21 protein-coding genes and 2 pseudogenes are annotated in these 23,092 nt (G+C 51.4%); 12 read left to right on the top strand and 11 right to left on the bottom strand.

From position 1 onward, the window contains the following. The first annotated feature begins 65 nt into the window (after positions 1-65). The 5 genes and pseudogenes from AC6RNO_RS04715 (at position 66) to AC6RNO_RS04695 (ending at position 5,224) form a co-directional block, all read left to right on the top strand. The gene (locus AC6RNO_RS04715) at positions 66-1,394 is read left to right on the top strand and encodes an aminotransferase class I/II-fold pyridoxal phosphate-dependent enzyme (protein ID WP_497104773.1); all 1,329 of its coding nucleotides are present in this window, start codon (positions 66-68) and stop codon (positions 1,392-1,394) included. Between the two features lie 184 nt (positions 1,395-1,578). After that, the gene (locus AC6RNO_RS04710) at positions 1,579-2,097 is read left to right on the top strand and encodes a TetR/AcrR family transcriptional regulator (RefSeq protein ID WP_488435041.1); all 519 of its coding nucleotides are present in this window, start codon (positions 1,579-1,581) and stop codon (positions 2,095-2,097) included. A gap of 62 nt (positions 2,098-2,159) precedes the next feature. Further along, positions 2,160-2,483: pseudogene (locus AC6RNO_RS04705) on the top strand (NAD(P)H-binding protein); the annotation flags it as partial. Between the two features lie 237 nt (positions 2,484-2,720). After that, positions 2,721-3,653, top strand: a complete 933-nt coding sequence (locus AC6RNO_RS04700) for a hypothetical protein (protein ID WP_497104772.1) — start codon at positions 2,721-2,723, stop codon at positions 3,651-3,653. After that, the gene (locus AC6RNO_RS04695) at positions 3,653-5,224 is read left to right on the top strand and encodes a tetratricopeptide repeat protein (RefSeq protein WP_497104771.1); all 1,572 of its coding nucleotides are present in this window, start codon (positions 3,653-3,655) and stop codon (positions 5,222-5,224) included. The genes AC6RNO_RS04700 and AC6RNO_RS04695 overlap by 1 nt, the downstream gene beginning before the upstream one ends. Before the next feature lie 15 nt (positions 5,225-5,239). Here the strand turns inward: AC6RNO_RS04695 and AC6RNO_RS04690 are convergent, their stop codons facing one another. Beyond that, complete coding sequence (locus AC6RNO_RS04690) at positions 5,240-7,414, bottom strand: ABC transporter transmembrane domain-containing protein (protein ID WP_497104770.1); 2,175 nt, start codon at positions 7,412-7,414, stop codon at positions 5,240-5,242. 337 nt (positions 7,415-7,751) lie between these two features. Between AC6RNO_RS04690 and AC6RNO_RS04685 the strand changes: the two genes are divergently transcribed. The 3 genes from AC6RNO_RS04685 to AC6RNO_RS04675 all read left to right on the top strand — a co-directional run bounded on the left by AC6RNO_RS04685 (position 7,752) and on the right by AC6RNO_RS04675 (position 10,356). Further along, positions 7,752-8,273, top strand: a complete 522-nt coding sequence (locus tag AC6RNO_RS04685; RefSeq protein WP_474682484.1) for a C40 family peptidase — start codon at positions 7,752-7,754, stop codon at positions 8,271-8,273. Between the two features lie 191 nt (positions 8,274-8,464). Then, positions 8,465-9,064, top strand: coding sequence for a TetR family transcriptional regulator C-terminal domain-containing protein (locus AC6RNO_RS04680; RefSeq protein WP_497104769.1), 600 nt, complete (start codon positions 8,465-8,467; stop codon positions 9,062-9,064). Between the two features lie 86 nt (positions 9,065-9,150). Next, positions 9,151-10,356, top strand: a complete 1,206-nt coding sequence (locus AC6RNO_RS04675) for an MFS transporter (protein WP_488435045.1) — start codon at positions 9,151-9,153, stop codon at positions 10,354-10,356. 153 nt (positions 10,357-10,509) lie between these two features. On the opposite strand, the gene AC6RNO_RS04670 is transcribed toward AC6RNO_RS04675, so the two are convergent. The 10 genes and pseudogenes from AC6RNO_RS04670 to AC6RNO_RS04625 all read right to left on the bottom strand — a co-directional run bounded on the left by AC6RNO_RS04670 (position 10,510) and on the right by AC6RNO_RS04625 (position 18,875). Further along, complete coding sequence (locus tag AC6RNO_RS04670; protein ID WP_497104768.1) at positions 10,510-10,773, bottom strand: hypothetical protein; 264 nt, start codon at positions 10,771-10,773, stop codon at positions 10,510-10,512. Beyond that, positions 10,760-11,263: a hypothetical protein gene (locus AC6RNO_RS04665; protein ID WP_497104767.1), complete on the bottom strand. Its 504-nt coding sequence runs from the start codon at positions 11,261-11,263 to the stop codon at positions 10,760-10,762. Before AC6RNO_RS04665 ends, AC6RNO_RS04670 begins: the two co-directional genes overlap by 14 nt. Before the next feature lie 706 nt (positions 11,264-11,969). Continuing rightward, the gene (locus AC6RNO_RS04660) at positions 11,970-12,890 is read right to left on the bottom strand and encodes an MBL fold metallo-hydrolase (RefSeq protein ID WP_474682478.1); all 921 of its coding nucleotides are present in this window, start codon (positions 12,888-12,890) and stop codon (positions 11,970-11,972) included. A gap of 35 nt (positions 12,891-12,925) precedes the next feature. After that, a complete protein-coding gene (locus AC6RNO_RS04655; protein ID WP_497104766.1) occupies positions 12,926-13,966 on the bottom strand; it encodes an aliphatic sulfonate ABC transporter substrate-binding protein in 1,041 nt (346 codons plus the stop codon). Between the two features lie 22 nt (positions 13,967-13,988). Continuing rightward, positions 13,989-14,675 (bottom strand): ABC transporter permease, encoded by a 687-nt coding sequence (locus AC6RNO_RS04650; RefSeq protein WP_488435049.1) that lies wholly within the window; start codon positions 14,673-14,675, stop codon positions 13,989-13,991. A gap of 1 nt (position 14,676) precedes the next feature. Further along, on the bottom strand, positions 14,677-15,516 hold the full coding sequence (locus tag AC6RNO_RS04645) for an ABC transporter ATP-binding protein (protein ID WP_474682475.1): 840 nt from the start codon (positions 15,514-15,516) through the stop codon (positions 14,677-14,679). Positions 15,517-15,542: 26 nt separating this feature from the next. Next, positions 15,543-16,208 carry a Crp/Fnr family transcriptional regulator gene (locus AC6RNO_RS04640; RefSeq protein WP_474682474.1) on the bottom strand — a complete coding sequence of 222 codons (666 nt, stop codon included), beginning with the start codon at positions 16,206-16,208 and terminating at the stop codon, positions 15,543-15,545. A gap of 205 nt (positions 16,209-16,413) precedes the next feature. Continuing rightward, entirely contained in the window at positions 16,414-16,905 is a 492-nt protein-coding gene (locus tag AC6RNO_RS04635; RefSeq protein WP_488435051.1) for a hypothetical protein, read from the bottom strand. 189 nt (positions 16,906-17,094) lie between these two features. Further along, on the bottom strand, positions 17,095-17,787 hold the full coding sequence (locus tag AC6RNO_RS04630) for a YceI family protein (RefSeq protein ID WP_474682472.1): 693 nt from the start codon (positions 17,785-17,787) through the stop codon (positions 17,095-17,097). 325 nt (positions 17,788-18,112) lie between these two features. Then, positions 18,113-18,875, bottom strand: a pseudogene (locus AC6RNO_RS04625) (ABC transporter substrate-binding protein). A 278-nt stretch (positions 18,876-19,153) separates the two neighbouring features. Here AC6RNO_RS04625 and AC6RNO_RS04620 point away from each other — a divergent pair. The 4 genes from AC6RNO_RS04620 to AC6RNO_RS04605 are packed head-to-tail and all read left to right on the top strand — an operon-like array spanning position 19,154 to position 22,992. Beyond that, positions 19,154-19,639: an RrF2 family transcriptional regulator gene (locus tag AC6RNO_RS04620; protein ID WP_474682471.1), complete on the top strand. Its 486-nt coding sequence runs from the start codon at positions 19,154-19,156 to the stop codon at positions 19,637-19,639. Positions 19,640-19,696: 57 nt separating this feature from the next. Continuing rightward, complete coding sequence (locus AC6RNO_RS04615) at positions 19,697-20,614, top strand: FAD-dependent oxidoreductase (protein ID WP_497104765.1); 918 nt, start codon at positions 19,697-19,699, stop codon at positions 20,612-20,614. After that, positions 20,611-22,044 carry an MDR family MFS transporter gene (locus AC6RNO_RS04610; protein ID WP_474682469.1) on the top strand — a complete coding sequence of 478 codons (1,434 nt, stop codon included), beginning with the start codon at positions 20,611-20,613 and terminating at the stop codon, positions 22,042-22,044. The genes AC6RNO_RS04615 and AC6RNO_RS04610 overlap by 4 nt, the downstream gene beginning before the upstream one ends. 57 nt (positions 22,045-22,101) lie before the next feature. Then, complete coding sequence (locus tag AC6RNO_RS04605; protein WP_497104840.1) at positions 22,102-22,992, top strand: methyltransferase domain-containing protein; 891 nt, start codon at positions 22,102-22,104, stop codon at positions 22,990-22,992. Positions 22,993-23,092 lie beyond the last annotated feature (100 nt).

Below are 23,092 nucleotides of genomic sequence, written 5' to 3'. Positions count from 1 at the left end.
TGTGTTACAATGCAAGAAAAGAGCATCTGTACCGATACAGATAAAAGGATGGGGAGTGATTGTGTATGCACAAATACATGCGGCTGTTGAACGATCTGGAAGCTCTCATTGCCGAACGTTCGTACCAGGACGGGCAAAAGCTGCCGTCGATCCGCGAGCTGGCGGGGCAGTACGGCTGCAGCCACAGCACGATCATTCGAGCGCTCGGCGAATTGGAGCGGCAGCATCGCATCTACGCGGTGCCCAAGAGCGGATTTTATGTCGTCAAAGGCGCCGCGGCCGGTGAACCGTCCTCCGGCTTGATCGATTTCGCCGCCTCTGCGCCCGATCCCGATGTATTTCCGTATCTGGATTTTCAGCATTGCATCAACAAAGCCATTGACACATACAGGAAAGACCTGTTCATATACGGCACATCCCGCGGCCTCTCATCGCTCATCGCCATCGTTCAAAAACAGTTAACGGACTATCAGGTTTTTGCCAAAGAACGCAACATCGTTATCGTATCCGGCGTCCAGCAGGCGTTGTCTTTGCTGAGCAGCGTCCCTTTTCCCGGCGGGAAAACCAAAATTGTCATCGAACAGCCCGGCTATCATCTGTACATCGAGCATTTGGAGCTGTACCGGCATGAAGTCGTCGGCATCCGGAGAACGGCGGAAGGCATTGATCTGGATGAGCTGGAGCGGATTTTCAAGGCCGGCGATGTGAAATTTTTTTACACCATGCCCCGGTTTCATAGCCCTTTGGGCACTTCCTACAGCAAGCAGGATAAGAAGCGAATCGTGGAATTGGCGCAAAAATACGACGTCTACCTCGTCGAAGACGATTATTTGGCCGATATGGAGCAGGACAGCAAAGCTGATCCGCTGTACGCTTACGACACCGCTTCGCGGGTTATTTATTTGAAAAGCTACGCGAAAATCATTTTTCCCGGCCTTCGCATCGGTGTGGCTGTCGTGCCGGATGCGCTGGCCGAAGCGTTTGCCCGCTACAAAAAACTAATCGATATCGACAGTTCGATGCTGTCTCAGGGCGCGCTGGAAATCTATTTGAAAAGCGGCATGTTCGAGCGCCACCGGCAAAAAATCCGCGCCTCCTACGCGCGCCGGGCCCGGCTGCTCTCTTCGGCCCTGCAGGAGCAGGACGTGCTGGAACGCTGCTTCCGCCCGTCGGCGCAGCCGTGCATACATACGCACATCGTACTGGATGAGCGGGTATCGATACCGGGACTCATCCGGTCGATGAGTAAAAAAGGCGTTGTGCTGGAACCCGCCGACAAGCATTATTTGTCCTCTTTTCGCAAGGAGAACATGTTGAAGCTCAACGTATCCAACGTCAAAGAGGAAGATATCCAGCCGGGCATCGCCATTATAGCGAAGGCTTTGAGGCGGTAATCCGCAGATGTCGCACCGCTCGCAGCGCGCGGTGTCGCGCAGCATGGCAGGGGTCATCGACCAGATGTCGACATTTGCTGGGAATCTTCTCGGGGGTTGCAAAGTTCAGGAAATTACTGTAAACTTGATATTGTGATTGGTCAATCAATAACAACTTACTAAGACGCAAAGGAGTGCCCATCATATGGTCAAAGGGGCCACATCGGTTAGCCGCCGCGCCGAGATTGTCGCCGCCGCAATCGAAGTGTTCGCCGAAATCGGCTATTACCGGGCTACGACAGCCCAGGTGGCGGAGCGCGCGGCCATCTCGCAGCCTTACGTTTACCGCTTCTTCACTAAGGAATCGCTGCTGGTGGAAGCGCTGGAAGTATCTTGGCAGCGAATTATGCTGGCGTTTCAACGCGTGATCGATTCCACTGCGCCAGAGCAGTTGGAAGAAGGTTTAATCAGAGCCTACGAGGATGTCATGAGCTCACACCGCGATGAGATTCTGCTGCAAATGCAAGCGCAGGCCATGCGTGAAACGCCTGTCCGCGATGTGATGCGGGAGTGGTTGAATCAGGTGAAACAGCTGGTACAGAGCGCTTTTGAGCAGGCCGGCATCCCGGATGCGCCTGCGAGAACGTCGGATTTTTTGGCAAGAGGAATGCTGTGCAACGTGTCGATGGCGTTGGATATGCCGGAATTGATGATAAAGAGATAGCAAAATTTTTTTAATATATTGTAATTGGTCAATCAATAACAAAATTTTGAGGGAGGAAGAGTATGAAAAAAGCAATTGTTTTGGGTGCGACAGGTGGAGTTGGCAATCCGTTGACGGCAGAATTGGTGAAAAGGGGGATTGAAACGGTAGCGTTCGGGCGGTCCGTGGGCAAATTGAAGGATCTGGCCGAGGAATTGGGAAATCCGGCGCTGCTAAAGCTTGAAACCGGGGATGCCTTCAATGCGGACTCAATCGTGAAGGCTGCCGGTGGAGCGGATGTTATTTTCCAAAGCGCTAACGTGCCGTATAACGAAATGGAGTCCCGGCTTTTGCCGCTCGGGGAATCCGTGATGAAGGCCGCCGAAAGCATGGGCGCGAAGGTCGTCAGCCCTTTATTTTGAGCGGGGAAAAGTATGAGCGCACGATCGGGCCTATCGCTTGGACATCTCATGAACAGGCTATCGCAGAAACCATTCACAGCTTGATGAACCGCAAACCGCGTTAATTCCGGTTTTTCCTTTTTCGACCCTGTATGTGTCGAAGGAGAGGAATCCTGCTAAATTTGTCGAAATGGATACAAGGATGAATATTATTCCAAATTATCCGAAAAAGCAGGTGTCATCATGAAATTCCCAGGTCAGAGACGCTCGTCCAAAAGCGAAGAGACCGCTCTCAGGTACCCTGAATCCGCCTCTCCCTCTGCAGATGGCCTTGCACCCATAAGCGGAGGTTTGTCCAATCCCGGAGCGCCAATCAACTACGCCCATATTATGCATTTGCAAAAAACGCAAGGCAACCGGGCCACCGCGCAGTTCATGATAGCACGACAGCAACAAGGCAATTCGAAACCGGCGCTGCAAGCCAAGCGGCTGCCGAACGACGACATTCGTTCGTCGCATGCTCCTTCCGGCGCGATTCAACGCAAGGTAATGGTGGACGATGAGAATGAGGCTGATATAAACGACGTTCTCGAATACATGGATAAACACAGGATTACCGGCATGTCCGAAGAAGAATTGCAAGCCGAGCTCGATACAGAAAACGAAAACGAAGATGAAGAAATCAGCATCGCCGAATTTATAGATCGAATCGAACTCGGAGACTCGGAGGACATGGATACGGACGACGACGAATGGGATCCTGCCGCAGAAGCCAATGAGCCTTTGCTTCCGGAAGATGTGGATTCGTCCGCTGTACGCAAGGGATTAAGTTTTAATGCTGCGGCGAAAGGTTACATGAAAATAGATACGCCGAAAAATATGAATGGCGAATACGTGTGTCATATTTGCAATAAAACGATCAAGAAAGGCCAAAAAATCGATATGGACCATTCGCCCCCCTGGAAAGAACGATTGGCGGTCTATCTCAAGGCAAAGCAGTTAACCGAGGATGATATAGACGAGCTAGACGGACCGGACATGAATTACCTGTATAACATGAGGGGCAGCGTCTTTGCACATTCCAGCTGTAACCGTGGTCACGCCGGGGAGCAAAATTACAAAGATATTTGGGGGACCTCCAAGAATTGGTATGAGCAAAATGGAGGGCTCTTTTAGTGGATCGAAAAAAAGTGTGGATCGAACGCAAGCAGCCGTTCTCGCAATCGTTGCTTTGGGATTTACAGCAGCATTATTTCCGCATGAAAGGCATAGAAGCGTGGCGCCGGAACGAGGTGCCGCATTATATTACGAATAACGCGGCGATCGCGAACAGCTATGCGGAAACCGTATTCGCCTTCTGGGCGGACCGACAAAGGATGAATGCAGACGATCCGGCGAACGGGGAACCGCTGTACATTTGCGAATTGGGTGCCGGAACGGGTCGCTTCGCACATTATTTTCTGAACCGGCTGCAGCTTCTTTGCTCACAATCCGGTGTCCCGCTGGACTCGTTCCGATACGTCCTGACTGATTTTGCGCGGCGAAACCTGGAGTTTTGGCGCGATCACCCGCGATTTCAACCGTTCGTGGAACAAGGCGCGCTGGATATGGCGCTGTTCGACGTTCGCAAGTCCGATACGCTGCGCTTGCAGTTCGGCGGCAGGACGATCGTGCCCGGTTCGCTTGCCCGCCCCTTGGTCGTGATCGCGAATTACGTGTGGGACAGCGTACGCCAGGACCTGTATCGCCTCAACCAAGGCAAGTGGTCGGAATGTCTGCTCTCGCTCGCTCTAAACGAAATACCGGAGCAATTCGATGCGGGCCAAATTCTCAGAAAGCTTAAGCATCGCTATGACTATGGAGATCCGATCCATGAGCCCGCCTATGCGGAGCCGGATTTTCTGGCGATAATGGACGACTACCGGCGCAGCTTGACGGAGAATACGCACTTATTGTTTCCGGCGGAAGCGCTGCGGTGCTTGCAGCGGCTGAACGCTTTATCCCGTCGGGGATTGATGCTGATATCCGGCGATAAAGGACATCATCGGCTTGCCGATATACAAGGCAATCCGCCTCCTGCAATCGTGCGGCACGGCAGCTTTTCGCTAAACGTCAATTTCCATGCCTTCCAAGCCTATTGCGAACGGATCGGAGGAGCCGCGTTATGCCCGGATCGCCAACCTGCCGGCATTCATGTGTCCGCATTCCTGATGCTACCCCAGGCCTGCGAACATCGCGAGACCATCGATGCCTACCGCAGACACATATCCGATTTCGGTCCGGACGACTTTTGGAGCATCGTTAAACAGCTCCACTCTCAAACCGCCGAGAAATCCGCGGAGGAGATTCTCGACTTTGTGCATTGGAGCGGCTGCGACAGTCCGGTGTTCAGCCGCTTTTTGCCCCGTTTGACCGAGCTCGCGCCGACTTTCGGACCGGTCCTGCGCCAACGCGTGCTCGACGCGATCGAACAGGTGTGGAAGCTGTATTATCCCATCGGCGAAAAGCTGGACTTGGCGTATGCGATTGCCGGTTTGCTATACGTCATGGACGAATACGAAATGGCTCTGGTCTACTTCGAACATTCGGTTCGTCTCTATAGCAAACATACAGAGACGATGTACAACATGGCTGCCTGCTGCAAGATGTTGGGACGACGAGGTCAGGCGGGAGAACTTCTGAAAGAGGCACTGGAGCTCGATCCGTCCAACGCGTATGCGATGAGGATGCTTGCGGAGTGGGGTTAAAGGCCCGGCTTTTATTCAATACGTCATTCGCTCGCGGCACGATTGCTCCAGACGCCATCTCAGTTCCGGCGCCGCCTTATCCAGAATTGTCTGGAACATACTGCGATGAATGGTCAAGAACGTACACGGCGTCATCGTTCGAATCGTAGCGTTTCTGGGTTGTGAAAGCATAAGCGAGACTTCTCCAAAATGGTCTCCATCCTCCAGAACGGCGACCCGTTCCTCATCCCCGGTATCCATTCTCGGCTTGAGCACCTCGATTTGCCCGCGAACGACGATGTAAAATTTATCTCCTTCGATACCGTATTTAACTACCGTCTCTCCGGCCTGCATAAATTCCGTGCCCAAGTAATTGCATACATATTCGAGAAATGCATCGTCCATTCCGTCAAACAGCGGAATTTTTTTCAACCGATCCACATCGATTTTGGCATTCCGTCCGTCGCTGCTTACAAAGAAGCCGCTTTGCTTGTTCCACAACATGCGGTACAACTCGCAGTCCGCAAGCAGTTCCTCATGCGTTCCGCCTTGGACAAGCCTTCCGCCATCCATCAGATAGATGATATCGGCATCTGCGACCGCAGCTAACCGGTGCGTCACCTGAATAACCGTCTTCGAGCCTGACAAAGCGCTGATCGTCCGATTGATAAACATTTCGCTCTCCGGATCCAACGCGGAAGTCGCCTCATCCAACAGGATAATGCTCGGATCGCGAACCAATGAGCGGGTAATTGCGATCCGCTGCTTTTGTCCCCCGGATAAGGCATGGCCGTTCTCTCCGCAGTTCGTCAGGTAACCTGCCGGCAAGCCGGTTATCCATTCGTGAATCCCCGCCGCTTTGGCCGCCTCGATCACTTCCGCATCCGAAGCTCCGGGTTTTCCCAATTTAATATTATCGAGAATGGACAAATTCATTAATTCCGCATCCTGCGAAACATAACCGATGGTGTTCCGCACAGAATCAGCCGATAAGAGGCTGGCATCTTTGCCATCGAACTCCATTTTTCCTTCAGTCGGCTCGTAAAATCCCATCAATAAATGGACAAGCGTACTTTTGCCCGATCCGTTTCTCCCGATAATCGCCGCATAGCTGCCTGCCGGCACTTCGAGATGAACCCCTTCGACAGCCGCTTGTTCGGACGAATAACTAAAGCTTACACCGTGAAAAGCGATTCCCTGTTCGACCTTATGCAGCGGAACCGCCGCTTCCCGGGGAAGCGCCGCTTTTTCCCGCGGTTCGTTCAGCAAACTTTCAATCCGCATGTAGCTTGCAGCCGCCAAAGTTAGCGAAGGCAAATTTTTGATCAACTCTTTGACTTGCTGGCTGGTAGCGAGAAACAGGCTTTGAAACGCAATCAGCTCGCCGACCGAGATGTAATCCCGCATAGCCAAATAAGACCCGGCCATCACCGCCGCGATATTAAAAAACAGCAAAGAAAGCGATACGGAAAGGGGAGCCGCCTTATTGGTGAGCAGTGTTCGTATAGCCAATGGGCGCAGCGCGTCCGCGGCCTGTTTCAGCCGGTCTTTTTCCCAGCCTTTCAAATTATAAGCGCGAACCGTTCTATGGACGGCCAAATGCTCATGAATATGCTCAAGCAGGATAGTCTGCCTGGATTTTAACATGTCGTTTAGCAGGACACCCTTTCTGCCGAAATAAATAGGGAGAATAAGCGACAGCAGCGTGCCAAATAATGATAGGATGGCAAGACTCCAGTGGAGGAGCCAGGCAGTCAATCCCGTATATACCAAAATGGACAGCAAAGCGTAACACGCCGGCACTACGGACAAAAAAGCGGCATGCACAGCATTCAAATCCGTCGTAAATCTCCCGATCAAACTGCCTTTGCTGACCCTATCGTAAAATGATACCGGGAGCTGCTGGAGATGCCCGAACATGTCTTGGCGAATGTCGCTTTGCATCGATACCGAAATTTTGGACATCCAGTATTCATACAAAAACTGACAAATCAAGTAAACTGCATAACCGAAAAGCAGCGACAAAAATAACACAGCCAAAGCATCGTATTTTTTCTCATGAATGATCTGGTCAATAAAATACTTCAAGCTTAACGAGAAAAAAGAATTGAAGGCTATTGCCGCCAACATACAGCACAAAATGCCGCCGCTATAAGCCTTGTACTTCCAATATTGCGATAAAAAATAGTTGCCGAGCGCTGCCATATTCATTTATGCCTCCAGCCGATATTCGAACCGGACATTCATTCCCGCCTTTGTCATCGAAGCCGATTCTACAATAGATTAAACGAATGTGTCTTAGAGTTCCATACCTGAAAAGGGGTATTTTTTATTTTACGGCTGTGAAATCGTGCATAATACAAAATAACTCGTCCGGTGTCAAGGCTTTGGCGCTCAGCAATTTCTCATCAAATTCTAAGAATGGCTGATTATGCTAGACTGGGCTTGACTTCCCTCTTTCCTTAGTAAATATTAGGACATCCCATCTGTGCTATGGTGATATCAGGTAATAACCTAACACCACGATCCAGAAGGAGGACGTCCAGTCATGCAATTAATGAAGAACAACCGCCTTGGCAAATCGTTAGTGGGGATAAGCCTCAGCCTTTCCTTGCTTGCTTCGGGAAGTCTGCTGATGAATCCGCAATCCGCTCATGCCGCAACCGTGAAAGCCGCTTCAACTTCCGCCAGCACTCAAGCGGATCGAATTGTCAATACGGCAGAATCGTATATCGGAAAAGTAAAATACAAATTTGGTGTCAGAGATACCCAACATCTGATTTTGGACTGTTCCTCTTTTACGCAAATGGTTTTCAAGCAAAACGGAATTTCGATTCCATGGGGATCGAGAGCGCAAACCTCAGTGGGAACACCTGTTACTAACAAAGCCAATCTGAAAAAAGGCGACCTGGTCATGTTCAGCGTACACACGCCGGGCAAAATTAACCACGTCGGCATCTACATTGGAAACGGCAAGTTCATCAGCAATACTCCCGGCTCCGGTGTCTCCATTTCCGACCTGAACTCCGGCTATTGGAAAACCAGATTTATTACAGGCCGCCATCTGTAAGACGGCTGAATCAAGAAAAACGGCTCTTGCACACCAGCGGTGTGGACAAGCGCCGTTTTTTTTGATTTCTTCCCAGTTTGGGAGCTGAACTTGCAAATATTTATTGCGTTCGTTATCATACAGAATGAACGTTCAGTATTTTTTTGGCGCGATTAGCCTAATCTATCATTCATTGAATCGGAGTGAAGCCAGTGAACAAAAAACAACTGCAAAGCGAGCAAACCAAAAAGCGGGTTGCCGATGCTGCAAGAGCTCTTTTTGTGCAAAAGGGTTACACGGCTACTTCCATCGAAGATATTGTCGAAGCGACGGGCAGCAGCAAGGGGAATATTTACTATCATTTCAAAAGCAAGGAAGGTTTGTTTCTTTATTTGATAGACGAGTGGGACAAGGAGTGGGAGCGAAAATGGGCGCAGAAAGAGCCGCTTTACAAAACGACAACAGAGAAGCTGTACAAGATGGCCGAGCAAATGGTGCTTGAAGATTTAAATCATCCTCTCACCAAAGCGGCGGATGAGTTTTTCAACAATGAAGCGAAGACAAACGAAGTGGAAGAACGAATTGCCGATATGGTGGCAGGGCATGTTAAGTTTAATCAAAAACTGCTGCAGCAAGGTATCGATGCCGGCGAGTTCAAAGAGAACCAAGCGGAGAGCCTTGCCGTTATACTCGAAAGTTTGGTTTTCGGGCTCAGTCAGATGTCTCGAAAACAAAGCAGGGAGGACGCGCTGGCTCTTTATCATTCGGCGATTACAGTGTTTCTGTATGGGATTGCGAAGGATCCCGGATGATTTGGATGAATTTGTAAGTTATTAGTGTGAATAAATTTTTACGATTAATATAAAACGAATGTTCAGTATATTTGGAGGTTTTTTTCATGTCATTATTAATAAAAAACAAGGGAGCCCTACTGCTGCTAATGATCAACCTGTTCCTGATTTTTACGGGAATCGGTCTCGTCATTCCAATTATGCCCACTTTTATTGACGAACTTCATATCGACGGAAGTACAGTCGGCTTGCTGGTTGCAGCTTTTTCGCTGACTCAGCTGTTATTTTCCCCTATGGCCGGCAGGCTATCCGATACTTTAGGCCGGAAAAAGATTATTGTCGCCGGCATGGTCATTTTCGCCATCTCCGAACTGATATTCGGAATCGCCAGTTCGTCTTTTCTTCTTTATGCGTCGAGAATGCTGGGAGGGATCGGCGCCGCGCTCATCATGCCTGCGGTCATGGCCTATACGGCCGATGTTACTTCCCCGGAGGAGAGGGCCAAAGGAATGGGATTCATTACTGCGGCGATAACGACCGGTTTTATCATTGGCCCCGGGATCGGGGGATTCATCGCTGAATTTGGAATCCGCGTGCCCTTTTACGCAGCGGCGGCGGCCGGCGCTGTTGCAGCGATCATCACGGCGATCGTTTTGTCCGAATCGCTGCCGGCAGGGCGGTCCGCGGAGCCCGAACCTGTGCAAGTGAAAAAACAGAGCCTGATGACGCAATTGCTGCATTCATTCCGGGCGCCCTACTTTTTGAGCTTAATCATCGTGTTCGTCACTTCTTTCGGGCTGGCGAATTATGAGACGGTTTTCGGGCTTTTTGTAGACCGCAAGTTCGCTTTTACTCCAAAAGACATCGCCTTTATTATTACATTCGGCTCCGTAGCCGGCGCCGTTGTGCAAGCAACCGCATTCGGCTGGATTTTGAACCGGTTCGGATCCGGTAAAGTGATTTCCTTCTGTTTGATCGTAGCTGCCCTGTCCGTGCTGCTGACGCTCTGGGTGAACAGTTACTGGACGATCATCGCGGTTACTTTTATCGTATTTTTGTCTATCGACATTTTGCGGCCGGCCATCAGCACGCAGATGTCTCATATGGCCCAGGAGCAGCAAGGTTACGTGGCAGGCCTGAACTCGGCTTACACCAGCCTGGGGAATATAGCCGGACCGATTGCTGCGGGAATTCTTTTTGATGTCGACTTGAATTATCCGTATTTATCGGCTTCCATTGTTCTAATGCTATGTTTCCTTTTATCCATAAGAGCAAGCAGGGGCGGCAGAGCTGCTTCGAAACTTGAAGTTTGAGCGGCGGAGACATCGACAATTTCAATGCGTTCTTTTCCAAGCGTCGAGTCTGTTGTTTTCATGGTTCCGCTCCTTGTCGGATTATCGGCAGAGCGCTTTTTTAAAATACGATTCTTTGGAAAACCAGAAATATGCGGTTTGCAGGGGCACGTTTTATTGTCTGGCGGCTTCCGCGCCCCAAAGCAGTTTGCCGGCTTCGAGCTTGGACAGCCCGGATACGTTGCGGGCCGGATCTTTTTGGGCAATTGCCTCCTTCTGCGTCCTAGTTGCAGGCTCATTCCGGATGATCGCATCCAGATTGTCGTAAGCGACTTTCCGCGCTAGCTCCTGATCGCCTAACCGGTCGATCAATTGATACATCGCCTCAATCGCCGCCTCCTCGCCGGCCAGCCCAAACCCGGAATCAGTGCTCAGCATGAAGCGATCCGGGAACTGCTTCATGACGGGCACGAAATCTTCCAGCTTGTTCGCGCTCTCCGGGTTCAACGCTGTGGTCCCCGAACAGGACGACCCGATCCACCGAAGTCCGCTTCCATGTGTCCGCCATATGGGCGTAGTTCCTTCCGCCGGCATCATGATTGTGCACATCGGCCAGCCGCAGGGCACCATACTGCCGGACGAGCTCGTCCAGGCTTTTTTTCGCGGCTGGCGCTTGCTGGGCTCCCGCCTGTACGGGTGGGGCGCCGGGCGCTTGCGCTGTCGGGGTGCCGGGCGAGGTGGCAGCCGCTTGCATCGGCGATTTGCTGGCCGGTTGCACGGGCGCTGGGCTGGACGTTTGCTCGGGCAGGGTGCCGGCCGAATTCGTTCGGCCCTCCTCCATTCCCTGCGGCCGCCAAATGCAGATGGCGGCGGCTGCGACTGCAAGCGCCGCACCGAATGTAATCGCTCTCATTTTTGGCATTTCCATTCCCACACTTCCAGTCAAATCGCATATTACCTACGCTATAGCACAATTTGGAAGCGGGCATTCCTGGGTTTTCCAGATCAGTTTCCACCGGCATGGGGTCTGACCACCCCGGCGTGCAGCGCCGCGACGCACGCCGGGAGAGGCAAGAACGAGAATAAAAGCACGGGTGGTGCTCACATGCTTCGTTTTGCCGCCAAAGACCGCGCAATCCGTTCTTGAAGCGGCTTGGCAAGCCGAAAAAACTGCAAAAGTGCAGGCTTTTTCGTTGGAAACGGCTTGTTTGGCGGAAAAGCCTGCAATTGTGCAGGAATTTCCGGCCACGGTAGGCTTGAGCGCGAGTTTGGGTGGTAAAGCCTGCACTTTTGCAGGAATTTTTCGCTACAGACATATTAGCGAGCAAAAAACTGCACTTTTGCAGGTTTTCTCCACGTTTCGCAGACTTTCTTCGTACTTTGCAGACTTTCTCCCGTGCTTTGCGGGCCTTCTCCGCTTTGCCAAGCAGCTAAAACAAACGACCGCGACTGCCCTTGCTCCTACAGCAACTTTAATCTCCCCTTTAATACCATATTTTTAATTTTAATCCATTCTCCTGGTAATCCGTACTGTTTATCATAATGATATTGGTAAAACCCTCCAAATCGAAATGAATTGGAGGGTTATTGGATGGCTACTTGAGCCAAGCTGCGCTGTCCTGCGGACACATCCGTTAGACAAGCTCAAATGCCATTAAATCTCTTGCCATGGTGATCGGGCCTTCGTAAATTTCCCGCATCCCTTGCGTGTATTCGGCTTCCGCCTCTTCTGTGGCGGCCGGCGCGGGAATGTGGTGGGTGAGGACAAGGTGCCGAGCCCCTGCATCCCTGGCGATTTCGGCGACTTCCAGCGTAGTCGAGTGGTATTTGGCCGGGTTGGAGAGGCCGACAGCCTGCTCCGGGAATTTGGCGATGAGCGCATCCAGCCATGACTTGTTGTACGACTCGTGCACAAGCAGGTCGACGCCTTTGCTGTATTTGACCATATTTGCTACGGGGATCGTATCTCCGGAAATGACGACGGCTTTGCCCTTGTACTCGAACTTATAAGCCACTGCCGGGTAGACCGGCCGGTGATCGACTTCGAAGGCAGTAATCTTGATGCCCTCCCGGTCATAGACGACGCCTTCGTTACTTTCAAAATAACGAATGTCAGCCCCGGCGCCGGACGAGACGTTGTAACTGACCCGCAGATTCGCGTCAAAATCGAACGACTCTCTCATTTTGCCGATAATGGCTTTCGTGGTCGTCGGCCCATACACGTTCATCGGCCCTTTCCGCCCCTCGAACACCCGATCCGCGGTCACATGGGTACGCCAGCTCGTGATGAACACATCGAAAAATCCGGAATTATGGTCGCTGTGATGGTGGGTAAAAAGAACGTCGGAAATTCGTTGCGGCATGATGCCCGCCCTGATGAGCTGGTCTACCGTCGCGCCTCCGCAATCGACCAGAAAAGTTTGGTCTCCGGCCAGAACGGCAACGCCCGCTTTGGCTCTTCCGTAAAAGGCGCGGGGCGTACCCGTGCCCAAAATGACGATTTTCAGATGATCGTGATAACCCGGCAGTAAGTTTTCTTGCGGTTGAATTTGCAAAATGAACGACCTCCATCGGTACTTTTTGGACTCGATTACTTTTCTTTTTTCACTTCATCCAGCAGGGACAAATCGAGAAATTTGCCGAAATCCAGCTCCTCCGCCTTCACGCCTTTGATATAGCCCGCATCGAACGAAGTTCTGGCCTGCTCATTGATGTCCACCAAGGCGATCTCTTCGGTTAATTTCAAATGATCAAGCGCCGCCTTGATAAGTCCGGTTTCCATCCCTTTGCCAGTCAGCTGTTTCAGCTCGTCGCTGATCAGCGCATAGGATTTGTCCGGGTTCTGCTCAATGAAACGAATGCTCTCCAAGTTGGCTTTTACAGCTTTTTTGGCCAAATCCCGGTGCTCGCCAATAAATTTGTCGCTGGCTACGAGAATCGTTAGCGGGTAATTCCCGTTTTTCGGCGGGATTTTATCCCAATTCACGATGATCTCGCCGGTTCCTTCCCGGATCATTTGCGTGCCCCACGGCTCCGGCGTCAATGTCGCATCCACTTCTTTCTGGCGCATCGCCACCAGAGTATCTGCCGGAGCCCGCGTCACCACCTGTACGCCGGACGAATCGGCGGTCACTTTCAAGCCTTCCTGCTTGAGCAGCAAGCGGAGCGAGAGGTCGGGCGTGCCGCCTTTGGCCGGAACCGCCACCGTTTTGCCCGCCAAGTCTTTGACCGAGCGGATGCCCGCGTCTTTGCGCGCTACCAGCACCGCCCCTCCGTTGTTGACGCCGGAAATGACGCGGATATTTTTGCTTTTCAAATATTGATTAATGACGGGTCCCGGACCGACATATCCCAGGTCGATTTGGCCGGTAGCGATCGCGGTGGCGAAATCGGCGCCGTTGTCGAAGCCGGTAACTTCAATTTTGACATCTTTGCCGAAGCTTTGTTGAAAATAGTTGTTTTGCAGCGCAATAAATCCGGGAGCGTGAGTCACATTTTTTAAAATGCCGATTTTGACGGTCGTATTAGCCGCCGCTGCCGGAGCCTGAGCCGCCTCTTTGCTTTGTCCGCAAGCCGAAACGGCCAGCGATATGAGCAGCACCAGACCTATAAGCCGAATTCTTTGTTTCATCCGTAATCCCCCTCTGAATGACTTATTGTTTGAGCTGAAACCGCAGCACAATCCGGTCTTCCAGCTGTTTGAAGCAAAAATGATCGGATATCGTCCCGATGACCGCAATCAGAATCACAATGCACAAAATGGTTGCCGTATCCCCCAGCCCGCGGCTGTCCTGCAGCATTTGGCCCAGACCCAAACCTTTGGCGATCAGCTCTCCCGCGACCAGCGCTCTCCACGCAAATGCCCAAGCGACGCGGATGCCGGTTATCCAGTGGGGAAACGCCGCAGGCAGCATCACCTGGAAAAACATGCGGAACCCGTTGCCCGCCCCCAGCATGCGAGCGGCCCGCAAATGAATCGGGGAAATATTCAGGATGCCCGTCCGGCTCGCCATGGACATTGTCCAGGTCGCCCCTATCGCCGTGATGAAAATAACGGAAGTATCGGTAAGACCGAACCAAATGATGGCAAAAGGCAGCCAGGCAATGCTCGGAACGGTTTGCAGCGCTACGACCAGGAAGCCGAATGTCTCATCCACATACCGGTAACGCGCAAACAAAAACCCGAGCGTCGTCCCCAGCACGATCGAAATCAGGAACGAGATCAGCAGGCGTCCAAGACTGGCAAGCGCAGCGCCGAGCAAATGCCCCTGCGTAAATCCGTCATAAAAAGCTTGGAGCGTCTGCAGCGGAGAAGGAAACTTCCACCCCCACTGAAACATCCTAAATGCCAACTCCCATGCTGTCAGCAGAAGTATCAGGAACAGTATCCTTCTTAATGCTGTACTCATCTCCGAGCTCCTCTCTGACGACCTTCTCCAGCTCATCGGTTAGAGCCTCCATAATTTTATTTTCCAGGAAATGAATGAGCGGGTCCCCGCTTTGGTGCGGTCTCGCCGCTTGCACGAGAAATTGCTTTTTAATCGTGCCGGGCTGTGTCGACATCACGATCACCCGGTCGGCCAAAGTGACGGCTTCGCGAATGTTGTGCGTAATAAAAAGAATCGTTTTGCGCGTTTTCAGCCAAATTTCTTCCAAATCCTGCAGCAAAATGAACCGGGTCTGTTCGTCCAGCGCGGCAAACGGCTCATCCATTAGCAAAATATCCGGGTCCATGACCAAAGCTCTGGCGATGGCTACCCTTTGCTTCATGCCGCCGGAAAGCTCATGCGGATAACGATCCGCAAATTTGCTCAAATGCACGGCTCGGATTTGTTCCATAGCGAGCGCGTATCGCTCTTTTTTGGCCATTCCCTTTTGCTTCAAGCCGAATGCCACATTATCGAGCACGGTCAGCCACGGGAATAAGCCGTGCTCCTGAAATACGACGATGCGGCCCGGGCCCGGCTCGCCGACCTTTTCCCCGTTTGCCGTAATCGTTCCGGCATCGGCGGCTTCAAAGCCGGCTATCAAGTTCAACAAAGTTGACTTTCCGCAGCCTGAAGGCCCTACAATGGCAACGAACTCGCCTTTTTCAATCGTTAACGAAATCCGGTCCAATGCCGTATACGGCTTGCCTTTGCGCTGCGCAAAAACTTTGCTCACATTATCAACGGTAATCATGCCGCCGCCTCCCAAGAGAATTCATATTAGATGTCGGAAAAGAACCGGCTCGGACGAAAGATGACGATCTTCTTTTTCGCATAGTCGATAAGCCCTCGTTCCCGCCATTTATTCAGCGTCTCCGTTACGGTTTGTCTGCTGCACCCGATGACGTACGAGATTTCCTCGTGGCTGAGGTGCACTTGCACCTCCAGCTTTTCGTCCGCCGGCTTGCCGAGCTGCAGCAAAAACCAGGCGAGCCTCCACGCCACAGGGCGGCAGATGAGCGTTTCAACCATTTTTTGCGTTTGCAGCAGCCTGCGCGCCCCCAGGACGGCCAACGAGTAGGAGAATTCCGCATTCTCCTTGGCCAGCTCTACGAACTTGCGCGAATCGAGCGTTATGATCCGGCTGCCGGTCAAACACCTGGCGTACCGTTTGCGCTTCAGACCGGTCAAAATCTCCGCATTGCCGAAAATGTCCCCCTCGTAACGCAAAAACAAAGTAATCCCTTGCCCCTCCTCGGAGGATTGGGAAATTTTGATTAACCCCGAGTCGACATAATAAGCGCCGTTCGGGGAGTCGTTCTCCTGGAATACAAACTCATTTTTCCTGTAGGCCTGGGGAGTCCCGTATTTCCGAAAAACTTCGACGATCGCTTCCTTGGCAGCATCCTTTTCCTGAAAATCCGCAATGTCGTTATACTGGTCCATAGGATGAATCACCTCATGCATGTTTGATCTGCCATCTTTTAAATACGAGTATTCCGATATGTTATTAATATATTATCATAAAAACGAACCTAAAAATGTCGGATACCCGACAAATTTTCGCGAAATTCAACGCAAATAAGGCCGCCCCGCAGGTCAACGACCCGATAGGACAGCCTGTTACATAACCTCAGCCGCAGGGGCATTTTTAAATTCTCACTCTTTTCACCGTTCCCAGCGTGATTTCCACGTCATCGCCCTCGTACCACATTTGAAACAGGTAAACGAGAACCGATACGCCAAGCATCAGCAAGTACAACTGCAATTTGCTCATCGTTCCCAGCGACATCAGCCGCATGTTTTCAATGAACACGCCCAGGCCATACACAAAAACGGCGTCGACGATCACTTTCACAAGCGCATACAGCCAAAATCGACGGAACGTATACGTAAAAATCCATATCGTTCCCACCAGAATAGCGCAATAAACGACAGGAAAATCAATCACCTTGGACCACGTAAAAAGCGGCTTGTCAATCGTCCACCAATGATATGTCCAGGCGAGCTGACTGAGAATCGTATTGATGACGGTCACAAACAAAGCCGCTGGCACATACCTGCGAATCACTTTCCCATCCAGAAAAAACAGGGAGAGCCACGGAACAATCAGACAAGACCATAACACGATGTTAGCCGCCATGCATCGAACAACCCTTTCCTGCTGGAGTCATTAATGTTATGCTCTCCCATATCCCGGATGCTATTCCGCAAAACCGAATACCCCGCCGTCAGCCAATCCGGTCCGCCATGACGAATATGGAACAGATACCCGCAACGCCAAAAAGGACACCCTCGGTGTCCTTCCTTCGGCTTGCTGCCTGTATAGAGATTATGCCTTGCCTTGCCCCATGATCAAGCTCAGCGTAATTTTTATATCGTTCTGCGTATCCAAAACGACGGTATGAGGGTTCTTCATGCCAAAATCGGCGAACGTCACGACCGTACTGCCTCCCAGGTTAATAACCCCTTGGTTGTAAACGGCATCGGTCTTGAACGTGACGTCTTTGGTTTTATCTTTAACCGTAAGGGTTCCCTTCATGTCAAAAGAAACCTTCTCCCCTTCTTTCCATTCCTTCGGGAAATTGTCGATCGACTTGAGCGTGAACTTGGCCTCAGGGAACGACTGCGCATTCAAGTAGTCCGCTCCTTTGATATGGCCGTCCCGTTGCGAATTGCCGGACTGCAGGGCATCGATGCCTACGGCGGCTTCCGCGCTCATTTTCGACGGATCGGTGGTGTTGATAACCCAGTTCCCTTTGACCGTGCCGTTTTCAAAATTTACCGTTTCCTTCGACGTAGTTACGGAAAAGTATACCTTCGAGTTCTGCTGAATGGTCCAGTCGCCGTTTAATTTTCCCGCATCTACCGCCGCCGAAGCCGCGCCGCCCTGGGAAGCCGCCGCGCTAGCAGGAACCGCCTCCTGAATCGTCACATGATTGCCGGCATAATAATCATAAGCGTAATAAGCTCCTCCCAATACGATAATCGCTCCTGCTACAACTCCCGCCACTTTTAGTTTCATCTTCATTCCTCCTATTTTTATCTCATGTACGTTTTTGGACTGAATCGGCTGTTTTGGAGTATCCCCTCCCCGAAAACTACACAACGTAGTTCATATTTGCAAAAAAATATTCACTTGCATCTTGCACACAATGCCCAGTCGTCAACACTACAATATGTAGTGTAGGAGATCGCCAAATAACTATACTCAGGACATTCTAGCAGCATTACCTGAAATTCAGATTAGAATAACCTTAATATAACATGAAAATACAATGATTTACAATCATAACAATTACCAAAAGAATATTGCGGCGGGGAATCGCTCCCCTGCCTCCACAGCCGGCTTACTTTTGCGTAAGCTTTTCTACAATAAATTGAAGTTCCGCTTCCTGCGAGATCGGGTCATTGGAATAAGAGCCCTTGGGGTCCATATTGAACACGCGGTTGTTTTTCACAGCCGGAAGCTCTTTCCAGATGGCGTTGCCGTACACGATATTCGGATCGGCCGTATCGCCCGACCATGGGCTTGTGAAAATATAATCGCCCGCATATTCGGGAAGCTTCTCGAGCGAAATGGACGCCCATCCCGTTCCGCTGTCAATGGCTTCTTTCTGCACCGCTTGAGGCGCCTTCAGCTTGAATTCGCCGTAAAGGATCTCGCCGCCCCGTCCGAAATTATGCCCGAACACGTAAATGCCTTTCGCATAAGGATTCAGGATCGAAACGGTTTTATCCCCGACAGCCGCCTCCACTTTGGGCTTGCTTTCGGCAATTTTTTTATCCCAGGAGGCAATCCATTCTTTCGCTTTGTCTTCGTTGCCCGTCATTTTGCCGAAGTCCAGAAGCTGCAATCGCCAATTGCGGAATGCCCACAGGCTTGATGCCGAGCGCCAAAAAATCGCCCACATAGCTGGTCGCCAAAATAACGACGCGCTTCGGATGCTTCGGAACTTTGATTTCTCCGTTCGCAGCCGAATAAGTAATGGTTTCGCCGCCGCTCTCTGCGGTTTGAGCGGATGCCGGGGCTTCGGACGGCTTATTCCCGGAAGCGGAGTTCGTCGCAGCGCCCCCGCACGCGGATAAAAGTCCTGCAAGCAAAAGCAGCATGGCTGCAGCCAGCAGCCGAACCTTGTTCAATCTATGCTTGTTCAAAGCAAATCCCCCTAAAATCTTGATTAATAATGATAATCATTATCATCAAAATTTTACACGCTGCGTCCCAGTTTGGCAAGCTTCGGACTATAAACAATGTTAACCCTAATGGAACCATGCCAAGAAGCCGCTAGGGATTCACATATTATATCATTGCAAATTGGAATTGAATCATTTATTATGGATAACATAGATCTATGTTAATAATAACCTTGAGAAGGAGGGGGGGGAACATGCAGTTCTCCAAAAGTACAGATTATGCCCTACACGCCTTAATTCATCTGGGACACTCGGAGCGATGCAACAACGTCGGGATCAAGGAATTATCTGGGACACTTGGTGTTTCCGAAAGCTATTTATCCAAAATCATGTCCAAGCTGAGGCAGGATGGAATCGTACGTGCTGTGCCGGGAGTGAACGGTGGTTACGAGCTTGCACGGCCGGCGGATCAGATTACGTTTCTTGATGTGATTCAAGTGATTGAAGGAAGGCAGCAGCTATTCGAATGCTCGAATTCGAGTTCGCGGCAGCATCGGTTGTTAGCGGAAGAGGGGGCTGCACAGCGGGATCAGAAACGTCTGGAAAAAAACGAATGTTTGGTTGAGAAAGTGATGAACGGCGCGGAACAGCATCTGTACCAATACTTGCGGGAACATACGATTCAGTCGGTATTGGATAAGGCATTCAAGCGTTGCAACCATGAGGCAAACAAGAAGTAATACACTTCTTGCGCCTTTATTATGGATATCATAGGTCTATAGAGGTGTATATTAGCGATGGAAAAACAACTTTTTGATGTGGCAATTATTGGCGGAGGACCGGCTGGGTTGAACGCCGCCCTGGTGCTTGGGCGGGCAAGGAAAAAGGTGGTGGTGATCGATGAAGGTTGTCCCCGCAACACTGTGACTCGCGAGGTCCATGGGTTTCTTACCCGCGACGGGATCAGTCCGGGCGAGTTTCGGCGAATTGCGAAGGAAGAGATCAGCGCCTATCCCTCCGTATCATTCGTGGCGGATACAGCGGTGTCGATCGCGGGAACCGACGGACAGTTTCAAATTGAGACAGAGCAAGGACAAACTTTAGCAAGCACAAAAATATTGTTTGCCGTCGGCATGAAGGATCAGCCGCTCAACATTCCGGGACTTGCGGAGGTATACGGAAAAAGCGCCTTCGTCTGCCCGTATTGCGACGGCTGGGAGTTAAGGGATCAGCCGCTTGTCATCATTACGAAGGGGGCTGAGCTTATGCATTTCGCTCCACTCATATCCGGATGGACGAACCGTTTTACCGTCTGCACGAATGGCCCTGATGAACTGACGGATGCCGAGCGCGCGGAACTCCAGCAAAATCAAGTACCGCTGTTCGACTTGCCGATCCGGCACATTGACTCTTATGACGGAATTGTGCGGCAAGTCGTTCTTGAAGACGGAACAAGCGTTCCATGCAGGGGAATCTTTTTCAAACCGGAACTGGTTACGGGATCGGAATTGCCGCGAACTATCGGATGCCAGATCACGGAAGCTGGGGCGGTCGTTGTCGATGACTTCGGAAAAACGAACATTTCAGGCGTCTATAGCGCCGGGGATGCAGCATCGCGACTGCATCAGGCCATAGCTGCGGCTTCGATGGGCGCATTTACCGCCGCGGGCATCAACAATGAACTAAATACAACAGCTTGGAGGAGAAACTTATGATCGATTTAAATAATATTAAGCGCGGTCCGATCATGGTCGCACTGATCGTCGGAATGTTCGTCGCCGCTTTGAATGAGACGCTAATGGGCAATGCCCTCCCCGAATTGATGAAATCGTTCGGCGTGTCTGCGACGACGGTCCAGTGGCTTTCCACCGCCTATTTGCTCATTGTTGGCGTGCTCGTTCCGGTGACGGCGGTATTGCAGCAATGGTTCACGACCCGGCAAATGTTTCTGTCGGCGATGAGTCTGTTCTTCGTCGGTACGGCCGTCTCGGCGGTGTCGCCGGAATTCGGCATGCTGCTGGTAGGGCGGATTGTTCAGGCGATAGGGACCGGCATGCTGCTGCCGCTTACAATGAACGTAATCATGACCATTTATCCGCCGGAAAAGCGGGGAGGCGCAATGGGGATGTTAGGGCTCGTCGTCATGTTCGCGCCGGCGATCGGTCCGACCATTTCGGGTTTGATTGTTGACGGGCTTTCATGGCGCTGGCTGTTCTACCTTGTGCTGCCCTTTGCGTTGCTCTCGATTATCGTTGGGATTGCTGTCCTGAAAAACGTGTCAGAGGTCACGAAACCGCGGGTAGACTTCTTATCCATCGGACTGTCAACAATTGGCTTCGGCGGAATTGTCTTTGGGTTCAGCAAGGCCGGCGAACTCGGTTGGGCGGTGCCGGAGGTGATTTGGACAATTACGGCGGGAGGCGTCGCCTTGGCATTGTTCGTCTGGCGGCAGCTGCTGCTTAAAGAGCCTGTCATGGATGTACGGGCATTCCGGTATCCCATATTCGCGCTTGTTGCGGTGCTGCTATTCGTGCTTTTGATGACGTTCTTCTCGTCGGCGATCATGCTTCCCATGTTTATGCAGGGCGTGCTGATGATGACGGCATTCAAGTCCGGTTTGATCCTGCTTCCCGGGGGGATTGTAAACGGGCTCATGGCTCCAATCTCAGGCAAGTTGTTCGACAAGTTTGGGCCTCGCGTTCTTGTCATCCCCGGACTTGCAGTTGCCGTCACCTCGTTGTGGCTATTCACCCGATTCGACGAAGCGACGACCAACGGCTTCCTCATCGCCGTGCACATCGCGCTGATGATTGGCATCGCTCTAGTCATGATGCCCGCACAGACAGCTGGGCTTAACCAGCTTCCACGCCATCTGCACCCACATGGGACAGCGATCTTGAACACGCTCCAGCAGGTGTCCGGCGCAATCGGTACTGCCCTGTACATCAGTATTATGTCGGGCGGACAGAAACAGTACTTGAGCAAAGTGAGCGATCCAGAGTCTCCGGTGGAAATAGCCAAGGGTTTGGCAGCTGGTATCAACAACGCATTCTGGATCGGCGTCTTCATCGCACTCGTTGCGTTAGTGCTCGGTCTCTTCCTCCGTAAAGGGAAATCGCCGGAGCATGAACAGGCGGCAGCATGAGACTGACCGTCCGTTTAGGGGAATCCATAAACCAAAAGGAAAGAGTGGGGAATGAACATGAACGATTTTTTCAATGCAGCCATTTGGGAAAAAGCGTGGAAAGACGATTCCGATACCGCCGCAAACAAGATGAGAAGGGCCGGAATCGATCCCTCCAGATCTTTTGACCATAAAGCTAAGTCTTTCAACGAACAATCGTTTAACGAAGAGGGAAGAAAACGAACCAAACGAATCATGAACTGGCTTGAAGAGCAAGGAATTCGATTCGAAAATGCCTCTGTTTTGGATATTGGCGCCGCCTCGGGAGTGTTCTCAGTGCCGTTTGCGGAGCGAGGGGCCCGGGTGACGGCCGTAGAGACCTCTCCGCCGCTGATCGAATTGTTGGAAGAAAACATCTCGAAGTTCGCTGAAGACCAGGTAAAGATTGTACCCGAGAAGTTTGAAGATATTGACGTGCAGGCCAGAGGCTGGAACCAGGCCTTCGATCTCGTCTTTGTCTCGATGAGCCCGGTCATTCACGATTGGGATAGCGTGGAAAAGATACTCCTTTGCGCTCGGAAGTTCTGTTATATCAGTATGCCGGCAAGTCCTGCGGAGCACAGCCTAGTGAATGAAATCTGGCCGCTCGTCACCGGTCAGCCCTTCCACCCGAAACATATGGAAATGGGATATTTGCTGCATCTGCTGTATCTTAAAGGTTATGCTTACGAATCGCTAATCACGCGGGAAACGAAAACGACGGAAGTCACCACAGAAGCGGCGTTGCAAGAAGCGATGACTTGGCTCCGCCATCACCGTCTGCCTGTAGATGAGCAGAATCGAAACATAATTGCCGACTATTTGGAGCAAGCATATCCTTCCGGCAAAGTAGTCATCCAGGAGGGAGGACGTTTTGGCAAAGTGCTGATTCGATTGCAGGATCAGAGCATGTATACGAGAGAGACTTGAGTCTGACAAGGCGGGTTACGTACTCATTCCAGAAAAACCAGAGATCACTAAGCGATCGAGTACCGAAAAGCGGTTGCCTGTTTTCTAAATGGGCCTGCTC

The organism is Paenibacillus sp. sgz302190 (assembly GCF_059820445.1).
Note: the sequence above shows the minus strand (reverse complement) of the source record. Positions and strands in the feature narration are given on the sequence as shown.

What these genes read in the sequence shown, in the direction of transcription:
- AC6RNO_RS04690 (WP_497104770.1), bottom strand. Translation starts at nt 7,414, where the DNA reads ATGAATATGGCAGCGCTCGGCAACTATTTTTTATCGCAATATTGGAAG.
- AC6RNO_RS04710 (WP_488435041.1), top strand. Translation starts at nt 1,579, where the DNA reads ATGGTCAAAGGGGCCACATCGGTTAGCCGCCGCGCCGAGATTGTCGCC.
- AC6RNO_RS04620 (WP_474682471.1), top strand. Translation starts at nt 19,154, where the DNA reads ATGCAGTTCTCCAAAAGTACAGATTATGCCCTACACGCCTTAATTCAT.
- AC6RNO_RS04605 (WP_497104840.1), top strand. Translation starts at nt 22,102, where the DNA reads ATGAACGATTTTTTCAATGCAGCCATTTGGGAAAAAGCGTGGAAAGAC.
- AC6RNO_RS04630 (WP_474682472.1), bottom strand. Translation starts at nt 17,787, where the DNA reads ATGAAACTAAAAGTGGCGGGAGTTGTAGCAGGAGCGATTATCGTATTG.
- AC6RNO_RS04700 (WP_497104772.1), top strand. Translation starts at nt 2,721, where the DNA reads ATGAAATTCCCAGGTCAGAGACGCTCGTCCAAAAGCGAAGAGACCGCT.
- AC6RNO_RS04670 (WP_497104768.1), bottom strand. Translation starts at nt 10,773, where the DNA reads ATGCTGAGCACTGATTCCGGGTTTGGGCTGGCCGGCGAGGAGGCGGCG.
- AC6RNO_RS04655 (WP_497104766.1), bottom strand. Translation starts at nt 13,966, where the DNA reads ATGAAACAAAGAATTCGGCTTATAGGTCTGGTGCTGCTCATATCGCTG.
- AC6RNO_RS04685 (WP_474682484.1), top strand. Translation starts at nt 7,752, where the DNA reads ATGCAATTAATGAAGAACAACCGCCTTGGCAAATCGTTAGTGGGGATA.
- AC6RNO_RS04650 (WP_488435049.1), bottom strand. Translation starts at nt 14,675, where the DNA reads ATGTTTCAGTGGGGGTGGAAGTTTCCTTCTCCGCTGCAGACGCTCCAA.
- AC6RNO_RS04715 (WP_497104773.1), top strand. Translation starts at nt 66, where the DNA reads ATGCACAAATACATGCGGCTGTTGAACGATCTGGAAGCTCTCATTGCC.
- AC6RNO_RS04615 (WP_497104765.1), top strand. Translation starts at nt 19,697, where the DNA reads ATGGAAAAACAACTTTTTGATGTGGCAATTATTGGCGGAGGACCGGCT.
- AC6RNO_RS04645 (WP_474682475.1), bottom strand. Translation starts at nt 15,516, where the DNA reads ATGATTACCGTTGATAATGTGAGCAAAGTTTTTGCGCAGCGCAAAGGC.
- AC6RNO_RS04640 (WP_474682474.1), bottom strand. Translation starts at nt 16,208, where the DNA reads ATGGACCAGTATAACGACATTGCGGATTTTCAGGAAAAGGATGCTGCC.
- AC6RNO_RS04665 (WP_497104767.1), bottom strand. Translation starts at nt 11,263, where the DNA reads ATGGAAATGCCAAAAATGAGAGCGATTACATTCGGTGCGGCGCTTGCA.
- AC6RNO_RS04610 (WP_474682469.1), top strand. Translation starts at nt 20,611, where the DNA reads ATGATCGATTTAAATAATATTAAGCGCGGTCCGATCATGGTCGCACTG.
- AC6RNO_RS04635 (WP_488435051.1), bottom strand. Translation starts at nt 16,905, where the DNA reads ATGGCGGCTAACATCGTGTTATGGTCTTGTCTGATTGTTCCGTGGCTC.
- AC6RNO_RS04675 (WP_488435045.1), top strand. Translation starts at nt 9,151, where the DNA reads ATGTCATTATTAATAAAAAACAAGGGAGCCCTACTGCTGCTAATGATC.